12 protein-coding genes are annotated in these 16,574 nt (G+C 38.0%); 5 read left to right on the top strand and 7 right to left on the bottom strand.

Annotation, left to right across the window (positions count from 1 at the left end; genetic code table 11):
• Window positions 1–29: 29 nt before the first annotated feature.
• A complete protein-coding gene (locus P3J6_RS00220; protein ID WP_010390804.1) occupies window positions 30–653 on the bottom strand; it encodes a GTP cyclohydrolase II in 624 nt (207 codons plus the stop codon).
• Between the two features lie 232 nt (window positions 654–885).
• On the opposite strand from P3J6_RS00220, the gene P3J6_RS00215 reads away from it, so the two are divergent.
• Window positions 886–1,983, top strand: a complete 1,098-nt coding sequence (locus P3J6_RS00215) for a TonB family protein (protein WP_138608443.1) — start codon at window positions 886–888, stop codon at window positions 1,981–1,983.
• A 57-nt stretch (window positions 1,984–2,040) separates the two neighbouring features.
• Here the strand turns inward: P3J6_RS00215 and P3J6_RS00210 are convergent, their stop codons facing one another.
• The 3 genes from P3J6_RS00210 to P3J6_RS00200 form a co-directional block, all read right to left on the bottom strand.
• Window positions 2,041–2,553, bottom strand: coding sequence for a hypothetical protein (locus P3J6_RS00210; RefSeq protein WP_178955077.1), 513 nt, complete (start codon window positions 2,551–2,553; stop codon window positions 2,041–2,043).
• Between the two features lie 100 nt (window positions 2,554–2,653).
• Window positions 2,654–3,103, bottom strand: coding sequence for a low molecular weight protein-tyrosine-phosphatase (locus P3J6_RS00205; RefSeq protein ID WP_138608447.1), 450 nt, complete (start codon window positions 3,101–3,103; stop codon window positions 2,654–2,656).
• Window positions 3,104–3,270: 167 nt separating this feature from the next.
• Entirely contained in the window at window positions 3,271–3,777 is a 507-nt protein-coding gene (locus P3J6_RS00200) for a DUF3087 domain-containing protein (protein ID WP_198521957.1), read from the bottom strand.
• A gap of 214 nt (window positions 3,778–3,991) precedes the next feature.
• Here P3J6_RS00200 and P3J6_RS00195 point away from each other — a divergent pair, with 214 nt between their 5' ends.
• Window positions 3,992–5,149: a hypothetical protein gene (locus tag P3J6_RS00195; RefSeq protein ID WP_198521956.1), complete on the top strand. Its 1,158-nt coding sequence runs from the start codon at window positions 3,992–3,994 to the stop codon at window positions 5,147–5,149.
• A 245-nt stretch (window positions 5,150–5,394) separates the two neighbouring features.
• A complete protein-coding gene (locus tag P3J6_RS00190) occupies window positions 5,395–8,646 on the top strand; it encodes a methyl-accepting chemotaxis protein (protein ID WP_198521955.1) in 3,252 nt (1,083 codons plus the stop codon).
• 92 nt (window positions 8,647–8,738) lie between these two features.
• Here P3J6_RS00190 and kynU read toward each other — a convergent pair whose 3' ends face one another.
• From kynU to P3J6_RS00175, 3 genes are all read right to left on the bottom strand, one after another.
• Window positions 8,739–9,974, bottom strand: coding sequence for a kynureninase (gene kynU / locus P3J6_RS00185; RefSeq protein ID WP_198521954.1), 1,236 nt, complete (start codon window positions 9,972–9,974; stop codon window positions 8,739–8,741).
• Window positions 9,975–9,976: 2 nt separating this feature from the next.
• Window positions 9,977–10,807 (bottom strand): alpha/beta hydrolase family protein, encoded by an 831-nt coding sequence (locus P3J6_RS00180; protein ID WP_442960221.1) that lies wholly within the window; start codon window positions 10,805–10,807, stop codon window positions 9,977–9,979.
• A 125-nt stretch (window positions 10,808–10,932) separates the two neighbouring features.
• On the bottom strand, window positions 10,933–12,234 hold the full coding sequence (locus P3J6_RS00175) for a metal-dependent hydrolase family protein (RefSeq protein ID WP_198521953.1): 1,302 nt from the start codon (window positions 12,232–12,234) through the stop codon (window positions 10,933–10,935).
• Between the two features lie 219 nt (window positions 12,235–12,453).
• Here P3J6_RS00175 and P3J6_RS00170 point away from each other — a divergent pair, with 219 nt between their 5' ends.
• Window positions 12,454–14,148: a GGDEF domain-containing protein gene (locus tag P3J6_RS00170; RefSeq protein ID WP_198521952.1), complete on the top strand. Its 1,695-nt coding sequence runs from the start codon at window positions 12,454–12,456 to the stop codon at window positions 14,146–14,148.
• Between the two features lie 214 nt (window positions 14,149–14,362).
• Window positions 14,363–16,543 (top strand): ATP-binding protein, encoded by a 2,181-nt coding sequence (locus tag P3J6_RS00165; protein WP_198521951.1) that lies wholly within the window; start codon window positions 14,363–14,365, stop codon window positions 16,541–16,543.
• Window positions 16,544–16,574 lie beyond the last annotated feature (31 nt).

Raw genomic sequence — 16,574 nt, 5'->3', positions numbered from 1 at the left:
ATAGGTGGCGGCGATAAATGCCGTTAATATTAAGGTTTTTTAATTTTCTTAATATCTAGCATGTGAGAGCCATGCTTAATCTTTGTCTCTAAATACGCTTTATTACCTGAAAGCCCAGCTTTAATGTGAGCATGAGTACCCACAACAGAATCAACTTCTATACCTGCATCTTTTAATGCATTGAGCTTTTTAGGGTTATTAGTCATTAATTTAACGTGCTTTAAATTAAGCGCATTGAGCATTAACACTGCATCTGAAAAGTCACGTAAGTCATCAGCAAAACCTAAATGGTTATTAGCTTCGTAAGTATTCATACCTTGTGATTGCAGTACATACGCATCAATTTTATTATATAAACCAATACCACGCCCTTCTTGGCGTAAATAAAGTAAAATACCGCCCTGCTCATGCATCATTTCAATACACTCGTTTAACTGCTCACCACAATCACAGCGTGACGAATGAAATACATCACCGGTTAAACATTCAGAATGCATACGAATAAGTGGGACACCTTGCTGGGTATCGGCGTTATTAAATACTAAAGCAACATGCTCTTGGCCATCTTTTAAGCCACTAAACGAGATAATTTCTGCAGGAATATCACTATTTTTGCCAACATTAAGCTGGACTCTTGCTCTTACTTGCGCCACGACCAATCCAAATATTAAAAAACTACGACACGATAAAGTGATAATATCACAAAAGTTCAAAATTGGATCGTAGTACACCCTAAGTAATGTCAAATATATTGCGACGACAGCGGCTATTTTCAATATGTAAGCATAAATATATTAGCAACGCATATTTACCTTGGTTTACCTAAAATGATGACATACACATAAGGATTTGCTAATTTACCACCGACAAATAATAGGGATCATTATGAAACTAAATAAACGTGTATTACTGATGGGCTTAAGTTTATCAGTACTGTGTTCCACCTCACAGGCAGAGCAAGTAACTACCTCTCAAGTAGAATTTAACAATGCTTATCAAAGTTACCTGGATGCGGTTAAAGCTGCAGACAATGTACAACAAACTGCCGAGCGTGCTTATACATTAGGTAAATCTGTTTACGGTGATAATTCAGATAACACCGCAAACTTAGCTATTAACTATGCAAAATCAATTAATGGCTATGGCAAAAAATGGATTGAAAAGCGTTTTTCACTTTACCAGCAAGCCTATACTATTTCTGTTAACAACCATGGTAAAAAATCGTTAGAAACCGTTGATTCTTTAGTTGGTATGGCTAATTTTGCGCCCTCAGCTCAAAAAGCGGATTATTATTTAGATCAAGTGATTGCAATAGCAAATACGCAAAACAAACCTAAATTTTTGGCTGACATGAAATTAGAAGCGGCAACCATATTAGCCAATAAATTCGGCTACGAAAAATACCATGAAGCTAAAAACTACTTAGAAGAAGCCGATGAGTACTATCAAGCTAACTTACCTGAAAACTCGGTTGAACGAATAAAAGCTGACTTTTTAATGGCGTCGTTTGCTGAGGGTAGAAAAAGATACACTCAAGCAATTGAACGACTTAATCGCGTAGTAAAGGTATTTGATGAAAACTTAAATTACGATCACACCGCCGAGCTTACCGCACATTCAAGATTAATTGGCTTGTATGAAAAACAAGGCAAAAGTGATGAAGCCACTAAACACTGTATCGCGATAGCTAAAATGGTGCCGTGGAAAGAAAGCCAAGAGCAAACACCACTATACCGCGTTGAACCTAAATACCCTAAAAACAAAGCGCGATTTAGCAAAGATGGCAGCGTAGTTATGGAGTTTGAAGTCAATGAATCTGGCTTTGTAAAAAATCTGCAAGTACTTAGCTCTGAGGGTGGCTTGGCCTTTGAAAAGTCGGCAGTAGAAGCATTAGAGCAATGGCGCTATGCCCCTAAATTTGAAAATGGAAAAGCGGTTGCAGCAACTTCTAAAGTACAGCTCGATTTTAAAGTAAAACGTTAACTAACTATAACAAGGCGCGATGAGCGCCTTTTGCTTCAATTGCTATTCTCAGAGCAGTTAAAATTCATAGCTTAAACTAATACCGCCATCCGCTCTTTTTTCGTTACTATCACTTGCTTTTCCGTAGCCTATATCTAATTCCAGTCTAAAACCGGAGTTGTTTAACCCATTAAAGTTATAGCTGTAAGTAAGCCCTACACCGTTAGTGGTTTCTTCATCAAAAATACCGCTAATTGCACAACCTATAATATTACCAAATTCACTTGCTATATCGTCATTTGTTGAACTTTCACACTTTTTATCAGTATCTCTTGCGCCAATAGCGCCCACAAGTGCACCAAAAGCATGCTTTTTATTATCACTTACTGCTTGTTCAAAACCTGCTGAAAATCCATCATCTAGGCCTAGTTTATAGTTTGCATACCAGCGCTGTGTGTTGTCGTTAGATGATAAAGACACTTCAGGAATAACTAAATAAGGATAGCCTCCCCCAACCGAAAAACTAATCTCGTTGGCAGCACTAGAGTAAGAAGCAATGGATAAAACGAGTAGTAATATTTTTGTTTTCATAAGTTCCCCTCTGAGTGAGCATAAAATGTACTTACTTTAGGGACGCAGTGCAATACGAAAAAAAGCTTGTTAAATTTAACTTTAATAATAAAAATAGGGATTAAATCTTAGCCAGTATGTTATCGCTGGCGGCCTCTATTAAATCAAGTACCTTTTCAAAGCCATCATCACCGCCATAGTAAGGATCGGGAATTGCGCTTTGTGCTTGCTCGCCATACTCTAAAAACAACGCAAGCTTGTACTGCAAATGTTCAGGGCAACGTGCGGTTAAATCCGACAGGTTTTGTTTATCGGCTGCTAAAATAAGGTCAAACTCGCTAAAATCACTACTACGCACCTTGCGCGAAAAAATACCTTTAAAACTATAACCGCGTTTTTCACCAGCCTGCATTGAGCGCCTATCTGGTTGATTACCTTCGTGATGACCAATAGTCCCTGCCGAGTCCACTAGCAGATCAATACCTAACTTTTTAGCGCGAGCTTTTAATACCGCCTCTGCGGTAGGTGAACGGCATATATTTCCCAAACACACTATTAGTACTCTTTTCACTTATGACTCCCAAGCTTTTGCAAAAAATCAGTAATAAACGTTATTTTAATGAGGCTAATAGTTTTTGCTAGCCTTCCAGTTGCTTAAGCACTAAACATACGTGTTTTTCATACGTAAGAAAAAAGCAGAAGGCCTTAGAGGGTTATGATTTTTGCAATCCCTATAACTTAAAACTGCTTTAAAATTGCATCATTGTAGTCATCAGCATTTAAGGTTAAGTTGAACTTGGCCGCAACGCTATCTAACTCGGCTTGTTTAATCGCTAAATCATCCATAGTGATGGTGTTATCGTCAAGCTGCCATAATAATCGTGAGCCCGCATAACTATATTGAATCGCCAATAATGCATCGGGGTTACCTTCTCGTCCCGCCGCTTTTAGCTTAGCCATTTTACGAGTGATTTTATTAAGCGCTTTTTTAAGCTCCCACACATACACCACCTCGGTCATAAAAGGATGTGTTCGGTATTTATTTAACAACCAGCCAATGCCAATACTCGTAACAATTACGCCTAATAAGTTCCAATGAAAATGACTACCACTTTTATCGGGAAATAATGCAATTAAGGTTTGTGAAATTGCTAAACTGCCCACAGCTAAACCTGCTGCACAGCCGACAATAACGCGATTTAAATGTTTACGATAACGTGCTTTATCTATTTGAATAAGTTGCATAGCTGCCTAAAAGTAAAAAACTAAAAAATACACAGCCCCATTGTAGCTAAACCCATCACAGAGTTAAGACTCTTTTTTAATAAAATACCCGTAGTTTTTGATTTAGCGCCTGTTTTATACTGCTTTCAACATAAAACCAACCAACGATTTTATTTGCACCCACTTATTAGGCATAGGATAGTAGGCAACAAATACGACTTAGTATAGGAACATCATGATAAAAACACTGATTGCCACAAGTTTAATATTTTCTTCTTTTAGTACTTTAGCCAATTTAAACACACCGCTAACCCCAGAAGAATTGCGAATTGAAAAAGCCAGCCAAGCGATGCCAGCCGTACTAAGCGCTTTTGCCAGCGAAGTTAATCAATTTGAGCAGCAGTTCAAGTCACTCTCAAGCTATGCACAAGCCGTAGATGCCGTTAATGACTACTCAAAACGATTATGGTTTAGTGCAAAAAAACGCATCGCTACAACGCAAAACTTAGATGATCGCGCACTTTATTGGGCTCGCTTACAATCAAGTAAAATAATTCGTACCACAAAACCTGCATTTTCGCTGAGCACCGCGCAGCAAACAGTGTTATTAACGTTACTAGAAAACGGAAGCCGAGGTCGCACAGACCTAAGCTACTCACAAAACACCACTAAAAAGATACTACTAACTGGGTTTGACCCATTTTTACTTGATAGAAATATAAACCAAAGTAACCCATCGGGCGTAGCTGCGTTGCTTCTTGATGGCCAAGTAATAAACTATAAAGGGATTAGTGCTGAAATAAACACTGTAATGGTGCCTGTGCGATATGAAGACTTTGATCAGGGCATCATAGAGTCCTTACTTGCCCCTTATTACGCACTTAATAATGTGGATATGGTGGTTACCGTTAGTATGGGTAGTAAGGATTTTGATCTTGAGCGCTTTCCAGGTAAGCGCCGCAGTGTAACAGCCCCCGACAACGCCAATATAGTATATGGCGGTACCAAAACAGCGCCGCTCATTCCAAGCTTACACGACCGCCCATTACCCGGAACTGAGTTTGTAGAATTTAGCTTACCTGTTAGCGCTATGCTAAAGGCAAAAGGCTCTTTTGCGATTAATGATAACCGCCATGTTATTACCCTCAAAAAAGACTTTGAGCCTAACAGTTTTGACGAATTAAAAGAGTCAACTGCAGTGCGCGGCGGTGGCGGTGGTTATTTATCTAACGAAATTTCGTATCGAAGTATTCGCCTTCGTAACCAGCTAAACTCAGATATCCCGACAGGGCATATTCACACCCCGCGAATTGCTCAGTTTGAACCCGAAACCGAAGCTAAAATAGTAAAACAAATTCAAACTATGTTAGAGCACAGTTTACTAGCGCTCTAACATAGCTTGCTTTTTCAACGTTAACATATCGATTAAATAACAAATGTAGGAGCGCTTAAATGCTCCTACGTTTTATTAAACTAAACCGCTAAAAGAGCATGCTGTAGTTGCATTAAAATTAAAAGTGCTCTGAATCCGCTTTGGCTATTTTATAATAAAAACTCATTACTTTAATTATTAACTAGATCTTCACAAATTGTGTTCTATGCTCATTTGAGGTAAATCCTTATTACAGGGACATAGTAATGAACACGATTAATCAATTTATTAACTCATTAAATTTAACAAAAAAACTTATCTCCGCCTTTTTAGTTGTTTCCCTAGTACCAATAACAATAATTATTGTTGTTGCAATTAATACAGCCTCAAACTCGATGACAGAACAGGTTTATTCACGATTAGACGCTGTGAGTGAAGTAAAACAAAGCGCTGTTAAACGCTATTTTATCAATATTGAAAAAAAGCTTAATGTGCTACAAGCAAATCCAGAAATGGCCAATATGGCGACAAAGTTTATAGAAGGATTTAATGATATTTCCCCTTCAAACTCATCAGAGTCTTTAAATCGCTTTTATAAAGAGTCTTTTACTCTAAAATTTAAACAGCTAAACCCGACAGATGCAGTTTCATCATCCCCGTTAGAGCAAATGAATCCAAAAAGTATTGAGCTGCAGTCTCGTTATTTGGCTAATAACCCAAATCCAATTGGTGAAAAACAAAAACTAACTGCAACCGAGCAATCAGACTCTTACGAGCAAGCGCATCGCCAATATCACCCTTATTTACGAGATATGACCAATATAAATGAGTTCTACGATATTTTCATTATCGACCCAACAAATGGCAATATTGTTTACTCCGTTTATAAAGAAGTCGACTTTGCCACATCGCTACAAACAGGGCCCTATGCTAAAAGTAATTTAGCGAGTTTATTTCAACAATTAAAAGATAGCAGCAACCCACAAACAATTGCATTTGCAGATTATAAACAGTACTCCCCTTCATATAATGCCCCTGCGAGCTTTATAGGTAAGCCTATTGTTGTTGATGGTAAAACGATTGCTATTTTAGCCGCCCAATTATCGATTGAAGATATCAATTCAATCATGAAAGAGCGTGACGGATTGGGTGAAAGCGGAGAAACCTACCTTGTTGGTCCTGAAGGGTTAATGCGCTCTGACTCTTACATTGATCCGATAAATCACTCTGTAGAAAGCTCATTTAGAAATCCAAATAAAGGCACAGTGAATACCTTATCTGTAATCAAAGCATTAAAAAATGAGAAAGGGCAGCATGTGATAAGTGATTATAACAATGAGATGGTGCTGTCTGCATTTGCACCAGTAAATGTATTTAATATTCGCTGGGCCCTCATAGCAGAAATGGACGAACAAGAAGCTTTTGAGTCGATAACCACACTTTCTCAACAACTCATTATTATACTTTTAATCACTATTTTCATTGTTACTATTGCCGCATATTGGTTTGCGAGAACATTAACAAAACCAATACATGCCCTGGCTGATACGATGAAAAAAGTTGAACAACAAGGTGACTTTTCATTACGAGCAACTGTCTATTCAAGCGATGAGATAGGCGTAAGTACTCAAGCATTTAACACTCTTCTTGATGCTCTGCAGTTATCTATTAGTGAAACAAATCGTGTTATGAATCATATGGCTGCGGGTAAATTTGATCAACGTATTGAAGCACCATGTCGAGGAGAGTTAGATACGTTAAAACAAGCAACCAACGATTGTGCGAGTTCACTAAACGGTGCAATAAACGAGTTAAATAACATTGCGATTGCTATGGCTGATGGTCAATTTGATATTCAAATTAATGCCTCAATGTCAGGCGAGTTAGGCACCTTAAAAAGTAATATTAACCAATCGCTTTCCTCAATAAATAACACAATGAATAGTATCGTAGATATTATGGCTAACGTAGAGCAAGGTAACTTTAAAGAGCAAATTACTTACCCTGCTAAAGGAAAGCTTGCCCAGCTAAAAGACAGCGTGAATAACTCAGTAAATAGCTTAAGCATTGCCATAGATGGTATTAGTGACGTTATGAGTGCATTACGACAAGGCCAGTTTTCAGCGCAATTAGACGCCCCATTAGCTGGACAACTTAATACCTTAAAACAAGATATTAATTCCAGCATGGCTAATTTAAATAATGTAATGAATGAAATAGGTGAAGTCATGACCTTTGTTAGTAAGGGTGACTTTAAAAAAATGATAAAAGGTGAAGCCAGCGGTCAATTGGAGCAGTTGAAAAGTAATATTAATACATCAATCACGGCTATTGATAATGCTTTAACTGAAATTTCATCAGTCATGCTAGCAATTAGTCAGGGGCGTTTTGATCATACTATTTCATCAACCATGACTGGCCAACTAAACAGTTTAAAAATAGATATAAACCAATCAGTTACTAATCTAGAACACGTCATAAATGATCTCAATCAAGTAATGGCTGCAATGGCAAACGGCGATTTTTCTCATCAATTAAAACAGCCACTACAGGGCCAATTAGAAGATTTAAAAAATAATGTTAATGAGTCTACCTCATTAGTTTCACTGGCTATAAATGAAGTAAGTAGCGTTTTATCAAACTTAGCTAAAGGTGACCTTACCAAAAATATAGAAGGGCAATATCAAGGCGTATTCAATACCCTGAAAAGCGACACAAACGCGACTATCGATAAATTAACCAATGTCATTCAAGAGATTCAAGTGTCAGCGAGCCAGGTTATGCAAAATGCAGGTGAAATAGCTTCAAGCAATACTGAAATAAGTAAACGCACAGAAGAGCAAGCTGCCAACCTTGAAGAGGCAAGCTCAAGTACTGAGCAAATGCTAGATGAGCTAACTAAAGTATCTGAACAATCAAAAAGTGCCGTGGCATTAGCAAGCAATGCTGAGGAAATTGCAGAAGAAGGAAACCAATTATCAATACAGACTGTTAGCGCGATTGATGAAGTGAATGAAGCCAGTAAAGACATAAACGAAATACTTACGGTTATTGACAACCTGGCTTTTCAAACAAACTTACTATCACTTAATGCCGCCGTAGAAGCTGCTAGGGCTGGCGACCACGGAAGGGGCTTTGCTGTAGTCGCTAATGAAGTGGGTGATTTAGCTGGACGTAGTGCTAAATCTGCGAAGCAGATAAAAAGTATTATTGTAAATAGTAATCAAAAAGTAGCGCTTGGGACTGAATTAGCAGACACCTCAGGAAAAAAACTAAAACACATAATGCAAGCTGTTAGCGATGTTAGTAAAAATATAATACATATAGCGCATTCTACCTCCGCACAGGAGCAAGCAATTAAAGAGGTCAATCTTGTTGTACAACGTTTAACGGGGCTAACTCAGGCAAACTCAGCTATTACAGAAGAAACAATGGCAGCAGCACGACAAATGGCAGAACAAGCAACCGAGATGAGAGTGCAACTCAATTACTTTAATCTAAAAAAAGAGCAACAATAGAATAAATGCGCTGCCAGTTATCCTGCTAGCGCAACGCACATTTTAACTTGAGAAACTCAATGAGCCATTGTTAGTTATATACAATTATAAAATTACGTCACTTTACCCGCTAAATTAAAACGTGGCTGGGTATATAGCTGGGTTTTAACCACCTCAGCTAAAATAGCCACTGCCTGCCAAATCTCTTCAAACGAAGTATAAAGTGGCGTAAAACCAAAGCGTAGAATATTAGGTGCACGAAAATCAGCAATAACCCCTTTTTCAATTAACGCTTGGCATATAGCAAATGCGTCGGTATGTGAAAATGCTAGTTGGCTACCTCTTTGGCTCGAATTTTCAGTGGAACATAAGCGCAAATCACTTAAGCATGAATGTGTTTTTACTAATTTAATAAATACGTCAGCAAGTGCAATCGACTTTTCTCTTATTTGTGAAATATCTACATCTTGCCATACATCAAGCGCAGCATCTAAAGCACTCATAGCAATTACACTGGGTGTGCCACATAAATACTGATTTATATTGTTAGCACGTTGATATTTTGCATCAAAAGCAAATGGTTTTGCATGACCCATCCAGCCTGATAAGGGGTGTTTTACAGCAGCTTGGTGGCGTTTTGCTACATATAAAAACGCAGGCGAACCAGGACCGCCATTTAAGTATTTATAGCCACAACCAACAGCAAAATCAGCATTACAGTCATCAAGTTCAACCGGTATAGCACCTGCACTATGAGCTAAATCCCATATCACCAAAATGCCTTTTTCATGAGCTAGCTGGGTGATTTTTTGCATATCTAACAATTTACCGGTTCTAAAATTCACCTGTGTTAACAGTAATACTGCCACTGTATCATTTAGGCTTTGTTCAATATCTTGCTCTGCGACGAGCTTTAGCTGACATAAGTCGGGGCCTAATAATTCACTTAACCCTTGTACCATGTATAAGTCAGTAGGAAAGTTATCCTCGGTAGATAACACCACGTTACGCTCAGAGTTTAACGATAGCGCACTACTTAATAGTTTAAATAAATTAACCGAAATAGAATCACAACAAATAACTTGGCCTTTGTCGGCGCCAATAATAGGCGCTATTTTCTCCCCTACCTGAGTAGGTAAATCAATCCATTGGTGATCATTCCAACTTCTAATTAGGTGACTACCCCATTGCTGGCTTACCACCTCTGCTACACGCGGTTTTACTGCTTTAGGCAGAGCACCTAACGAATTACCATCGAGATAAATAGTGTCTGCGGGTAAATCAAATTCGTCACGTTTGTGAGCCAGCGTATCCACTTTATCAAGCGCTATAATCTCATTAAAATTCATTGTTACATCTCATTCAAATTTTGTATTAGTGTATTAAATGCAGCTGATCCCGGATGGATCCAATCAAAATGCCCCACGCCTTCTAACATGACAACTGGACGTTTAAGCTGTTCTAAATTAAAAGCAGGCACGATGGCATCTTGGTCACCTTGTAATATAATGCTTTGCGGATGAAGTGGCTGCTCACTCGGGTTAGCTTGCGTGTATGCCTTAGGTTTATCAGTTGGCATGCCTTGCATAAAATCTTGAGTCACTTTTTGACAACTATTATCACCACGCGCATACGCTTTTATATCAGTAATAGGGGCTAAGGCAATAACCCCTTTAAGCTGATCAATTTCACCACCAGCAAGCAGAGCTAAATGCCCACCAGCGGAGTGTCCTACCACAACCGAGTCAGCTAAATTAAACTCGCCATTGTTATATTTACTTACCGCTAAAATTCCGGCTTTTACATCATTAAACGTTGCAGGCCAGCCACCACCGCTTGCGCCGCTTCTTCTATACTCTAAAGACCATACGTTAAAACCAGCTTGTGCAAGCCCAGTACTTAACGCGTAGGTATGTTTAATATCGTATGCACTTAACCAACAACCACCATGAAGTAAAATAACTAACGGGTTTTGCGGCTGTATTTTTTTTGCGCGCCAGAGTAATGCGTACTGTGACTCATCACTGCCGTAGGCTACTTTTTCATCAGCTGAGTTAAATCCAAGCGAAGCAACACTTGCGTATGCAACATTATCATCTACATCAGGAAAGTTAACTTGTAGCGCGGTGGCATTAACCAAAAAAGGCCATACAACTAAAAATAAAACTACTAAGCATTTCAAAATAAAATACTTCCTTTTTTAACCTTAAAAGCGATATAACTAAAAACGCTGGCAGTCGTTTACAAATTTTTTTATACGACTTACCAGGGCTATTACGTCATTATTAATAAAATAAATAGAATGATTTATTGTTGTTTCAAAACCGTGCCTTCTTTCATAACAAAATCAACATCCAATAAAGCGCTAATATCGCTAAGTGGGCTGGTGTCTAAGGCAATAATATCAGCAAACTTACCAGGCTCTATGGTGCCTAAGCTATGATTCATATCAATCAAATCAGCCGCGTTAACCGTTGCCGACTTTAAGATATCAGCAGGAGTCATACCTGCTTGGTACATCAATACCGCTTCCTGTGCGTTAATGCCGTGCTTAGATACGCCACTGTCGGTACCAAATGCAATGTTTACCCCGGACTTATATGCCTTAGTAAAATTGTTGAGCATATCGCCCCCCACCCTAATTGCTTTGCTTTTAATTGGCGCAGACATAAAGTCACTGTTTTTTGCTAACCTAACTACGGTGTGCCCAGCAAGCAAAGTAGGGACTAAATAAGCCCCTGTTTCTTTAAATAATTTAATGCCTTCATCATCGGTGTAACTACCGTGCTCAATGCTATCAACGCCCGCACGTAATGCTGCATTAATACCTTGAGCGGCATGCGCATGACTAGCTACTTTTCGCCCTAAACCATGCGCTGTATCAACTACAGCTTTAAGTTCATCGTCTTGCATTTGCTGCCCTGTGCCCGTAGTAGTATCCGAAAGCACGCCACCGGTAGAAGCAACTTTAATTAAATCAGCCCCGTATTTAATTGCATAGCGAGTTTTTTTGCGGCATTCAATAGCGCCATCACACACTGTGGGCGGTGTTTTCATAGTGAGTAAGTCTGGGCTCATACCATCAACATCTAAGTGCCCGCCGGTAATAGTAACGCCAGCACCAGCAATAATTCGAGGGCCACTTATCCACCCTTTGGCCACCCCATTTCTTAATGCGTACATTTGCTCACTTTGACTGCCCACATCACGCACTGTAGTAAAACCCGCCATAAGGGTTTTGTTAGCAAAATGCACACTGCGCATTGCTATATCTGCATCAGACATTTCCACCAGCTCTTTTTTGTTATCTGGCCCAAGCTCACCTTGTAAATGCACATGCATATCCATGAGCCCAGGCATAACAAAGCGGGTCGATAAATCGATTAACTGAGCATCTTCGCCAAAACGAGTGATAGGTAAAAAACCCGCTGATACCGAGACTATTTTGCCATTTTCTATTACTATAGTTTGTTTTTGTTGTGGTTTTTCTCCGGGAATAGCCAATAACTCTCCTGCATGAATTATTTTAGTACTCGCATGTGCATTAGTAGCAACGATGTTAACTGCGAAAAAAAACGAGGTAACAACACTCAATCGAAATATGCTCATTAAACTCTCCAGTGATTCGTTCTGCGTTAACAACAACGAAATAACGTTAAAATATTGTTATACAACCAATACCTTATCAGGAAAGTGATAAAAACAAACCTGAAATACATTTTTAGTAAGAATTCTGTCAACTATTAACACTGTCTTAGACTGAAAAAATAAAAGAAGGTGTCTATACTCAACCTTATTGTTGTAATACTTTTCATATGTAGGGAGCTTATGGATATTAAAGACATAAATATTGCGCTGCTAGAAAAGTGTAATTTTCTTTTAATGGTATTTGATAATAATAATCAGCTTAGTTATCTTTCTCAAAGGTGGTCAGAGCTTAATGTTGCAGCTAAAAAAGTACCCACCATTGAAAGCCTTTATGGCTGTTGTACTACTGAAAGCAAAGATCTATTACAACAACAAATTCTCGCACTAAAATCGCAACATAATGAGTTAGACCAATTTGATATTGAACTAACATTAGCAACCGATTACTCCATTAAACTAAATTGTTGCTTACACAGTGTGCAGCAAAACCAACACCAATATATAGTTTTAGTTTTTAACCAGCATTTTGCCCAAGTGTCGTCTGTTATTAGCAATAACGAATTACAAACCATCATAGAAAATGCCGGCGAAGTATTAAAGGTAGGCTATTGGCAGTTCGACTGTATAACTAACCAATTATTTTGGACCGATGAAATTTACACCATTCATGGTGTTTCACCGAGTAACTATTCCCCTCAACTAGATACTGCAATAAATTTTTATCATGAAGATGACAAATCCAAAATAACAGATGCGATCGAGCAAGCTCTTGCATGCGGACAAGAATGGAGCTGTATAAAGCTTCGTGTTGTAGATGACGATCTACAAGAGCGCATTGTTATATCAAGCGGCAATGTATCGAGAGATTTAAACGGTGAAATCACTAAGTTATATGGCATTTTTCAAGACATATCAGGGAATGAAAAAATAGCTCTGGAGCGGGATTTTTTAGTTACTGCACTCAAAGAAACCACTGTAGGAATGGTGATTGCCGATAAAGACAAGCGTGTTATTTGGGTAAATGGCTCATTTGAAAGAATTACGGGCTACCCACTGAATCAAGTAGAAGGTAAAAAGCTTGGCTCCATTTTACAAGGTGAAAAAACTGACGCCAACACAATAGAGCAACTTAAAATTCATCTTAAAAAAGGCATCCCTATAACCACCCGAATTTTAAACTATACGCAAAATGGTGACCCTTATTGGAATGAACTGGCCATATCACCCATTTTTAGAGACGGCAAGGTGGCTTATTACTTTGCTGTACAAAACGACGTAACCAAAGAAATAAACATAGAGCATAAACTGATAGCCCTCAATACCAGTTTAGAGCAACGTATTCAGGCGCGTACTCAAGAACTCTCTTCACTTAATAAAGAGCTAGAAAAGCAAGCCAATATAGACCCACTTACAGGCTGTTTAAATAGACGAACTTTATACAGAACACTCAGCGATGAACTATTAAAAACGCAAAATAAAAACACCTATATTTCATTATTAATGCTCGACATAGACCATTTTAAAGCAATAAATGATAATTATGGCCACGAAGCTGGCGATTTAAGCTTAAAAGAACTTACCAATACATTACGCGCTTTAACCAGAAAGCACGATTTTGTATTTCGCCTGGGCGGTGAAGAGTTTTTAATTATTATGCCCAATACAAACAAAGCAGAAGCTAAGCAAGCCGCTGAGCGAATTAAAAACACGATTAATCAACATAAAGTTTTCTATCGCAATAAAAATATTAGCTTTACGGTAAGTATTGGGCTGCTTACCCATGATGGCTCTATCAGCCTACAAAACAGCTTAAAATACGTTGATGACTATTTATACGAAGCAAAAACGAAAGGCCGTAATAGGATTGTTGATTGAGCAATTTAAAATCAATTGGTAAAAACTTAACTAGTCATATAAGCTAACTACTTGAGCATAATAATTTAAATGTATTTAGCTAAATTTGAGTTCGTAAATAAATACACTTTAGGCAAAAATATTAAACGCGTACTTTTTTATTTTACGTCAGCTAGTCCGCTATTATTTTTATTCGATTATCTAGTGTTAATCACATCAAAAACAAGGTTGCATAATGATAAAAGCGTCAACACCTGAAGATGAACTATCACGGCTAAAAGACCTATATGAGTATGACGTTTTAGACACTGAAGCTGAAAAATCCTTTGACGACTTAACCCAACTTGCATCTGATATTTGCGAAACGCCAATTTCACTGATAAGCCTTGTTGATCCCAACAGGCAATGGTTTAAGTCTAAGTATGGAATTGATGTAGCCGAAACAGCACGAGATATATCATTTTGTTCTCACGCAATTTTAGAAAACCAAGTGTTCGAAGTTCAAAATGCACTGACAGACACTCGCTTTCACGATAACCCCTTGGTTACAAACGACCCAAACATTCGCTTTTACGCAGGTACACCACTTATCACTCCTAGAGGTAATGCTATAGGTACGTTATGTGTTATTAGTGATAAACCAAAAAAGCTTTCGAGTAAACAAATAAATGCGCTCACGGTTTTGGGCAAAGAGGTTATTGCGCAATTAGAGCTTAGACTTAATAATAAAAAGCTAGTGATGGCATTAGAAAAACAAAAAGCACACAATAAAGAACTAGAAAAGTTAAAAGAAGAAGCAGATACGGCCAATAACACTAAGAGTAAATTTTTAGCAAATATGACTCACGAGCTGAGAACCCCATTGCATGGGATTTTAAATTTAGCTGAATTTGGTATGACCGAAACCACAACAGAGGAAAAAGACAGCACTTTAAAAAGTATATTAAAGTCAGCTCATTACTTATCAAATATTGTAAATGACATTTTAGACTTTTCTAAAATTGAGGCTGGTAAATTAGAAATTGAACATATCGACTTCGATCTTAATGACGTTATTAGCGATGTGATAAAGCCCCAGTTACAGCAAGCGTCTACTAAAGGTATAAAGCTTATTACATCGGTAGACTCTAAAATAGCAGATAATTTTAAAGGGGATCCTCTTCGGGTTTCGCAAATTTTAAATAACTTGTGCTCAAATGCGATTAAATTCACCAAAACTGGCCAAGTCGAACTGAAAGTAAGTATTAAAAGCAGTACATTGCAAACACAAGTACTCAAGTTTGAAGTTATTGATACAGGCCTTGGCATTAATGAGACTGTTCAAGAACATTTATTTAAAGAATTTCATCAGGCAGACTCATCGACCTCAAGAGAATATGGGGGTACAGGTTTAGGCTTATCAATTTGTGCTCGTTTAAGTGAGCTAATGCAGGGGCACCTTAGCTTCACCAGCCAAATAGGTAAAGGCTCTACGTTCACCTATGAGCAACGCTTTGAGATTGTTTTGTCACCAATAATAGCAAAGCAAAGCGTTGAGCTAACAAACTTACAAGGTTGTACTGTCTTAATTGCCGAAGATAATAAAATAAATCAGCTCATTATTGTTAAAATGCTCAAGGTACATAATGCTGATTTAATAATCGCAGAGAACGGTAAAGAATGCGTTAAGTACTTCAAAGAACACCCTGTAGACTTAATTTTCATGGATATACAAATGCCTGAAATAGATGGCATAAAAGCCACACAGGCTATTAGATCGCTTCCTACAGGTAAAATCGTTCCAATTATCGCTATGACAGCAAATACCCTAAAACAAGACATTGAGCATTATTTAGATATTGGCATGGATGGCTACTTAACAAAACCGTTCGATAAAGCTAAGCTCAACAGCTTACTCAATGTTTATAATCCTAAAAACCTCAACCTCAAAAACTTAGCAGTAAAAATTAGCGATCCTAATGTTTCTAGTAACAGGAAGCTAAACCAAATATGCAAAGAGTTAAAAGCGCTTATTCCTAATGCCAATCGAGTCAGTCTGTGGTTATTTAATAAAGAATACAGCGCATTAAGTTGCTTAATTTGTCTTGATGAAAATGATGACGTGTCAAGTGGTGCTGTTTTAAATACAGAAAACTCCCCTGCTTATTTCAACTATATTTTAACCAACCAAGTACTCGACGCCTCAGACGCCAGAAATAACGAAGTAACCGAGTCGTTTACTCACTCTTACTTTGAGCCACTCAATATTTATTCTTTACTTGATTACACTTATAAACTTGATAACAAGCCGTTAGGTGTCATTTGTTGTGAAAGTGTAGACTCAAAGGTAACTTGGAGTCATGCTGATAAAGAGTCATTAGTAAAAGTTGCTGATGTCACGAACTTGTTTTTATCTAAACAAATAAAGCATGAGTAAAACAGGCCTACTTAGTGGCTAAAATTGCCAC

The sequence above is a fragment of the Pseudoalteromonas sp. 3J6 genome (genome assembly GCF_903995135.1).
Lineage (GTDB): Bacteria > Pseudomonadota > Gammaproteobacteria > Enterobacterales > Alteromonadaceae > Pseudoalteromonas.
The sequence above is the reverse complement of the archived record's forward strand: the minus strand, read 5'-3'. Positions and strand labels throughout refer to the sequence as shown.

Excerpts from the sequence above, each read along its gene's own strand:
- P3J6_RS00215 (WP_138608443.1), top strand. The coding sequence starts at position 886 with ATGAAACTAAATAAACGTGTATTACTGATGGGCTTAAGTTTATCAGTA.
- P3J6_RS00210 (WP_178955077.1), bottom strand. The coding sequence starts at position 2,553 with ATGAAAACAAAAATATTACTACTCGTTTTATCCATTGCTTCTTACTCT.
- P3J6_RS00200 (WP_198521957.1), bottom strand. The coding sequence starts at position 3,777 with ATGCAACTTATTCAAATAGATAAAGCACGTTATCGTAAACATTTAAAT.
- P3J6_RS00195 (WP_198521956.1), top strand. The coding sequence starts at position 3,992 with ATGATAAAAACACTGATTGCCACAAGTTTAATATTTTCTTCTTTTAGT.
- P3J6_RS00190 (WP_198521955.1), top strand. The coding sequence starts at position 5,395 with ATGAACACGATTAATCAATTTATTAACTCATTAAATTTAACAAAAAAA.
- kynU (WP_198521954.1), bottom strand. The coding sequence starts at position 9,974 with ATGAATTTTAATGAGATTATAGCGCTTGATAAAGTGGATACGCTGGCT.
- P3J6_RS00175 (WP_198521953.1), bottom strand. The coding sequence starts at position 12,234 with ATGAGCATATTTCGATTGAGTGTTGTTACCTCGTTTTTTTTCGCAGTT.
- P3J6_RS00170 (WP_198521952.1), top strand. The coding sequence starts at position 12,454 with ATGGATATTAAAGACATAAATATTGCGCTGCTAGAAAAGTGTAATTTT.
- P3J6_RS00165 (WP_198521951.1), top strand. The coding sequence starts at position 14,363 with ATGATAAAAGCGTCAACACCTGAAGATGAACTATCACGGCTAAAAGAC.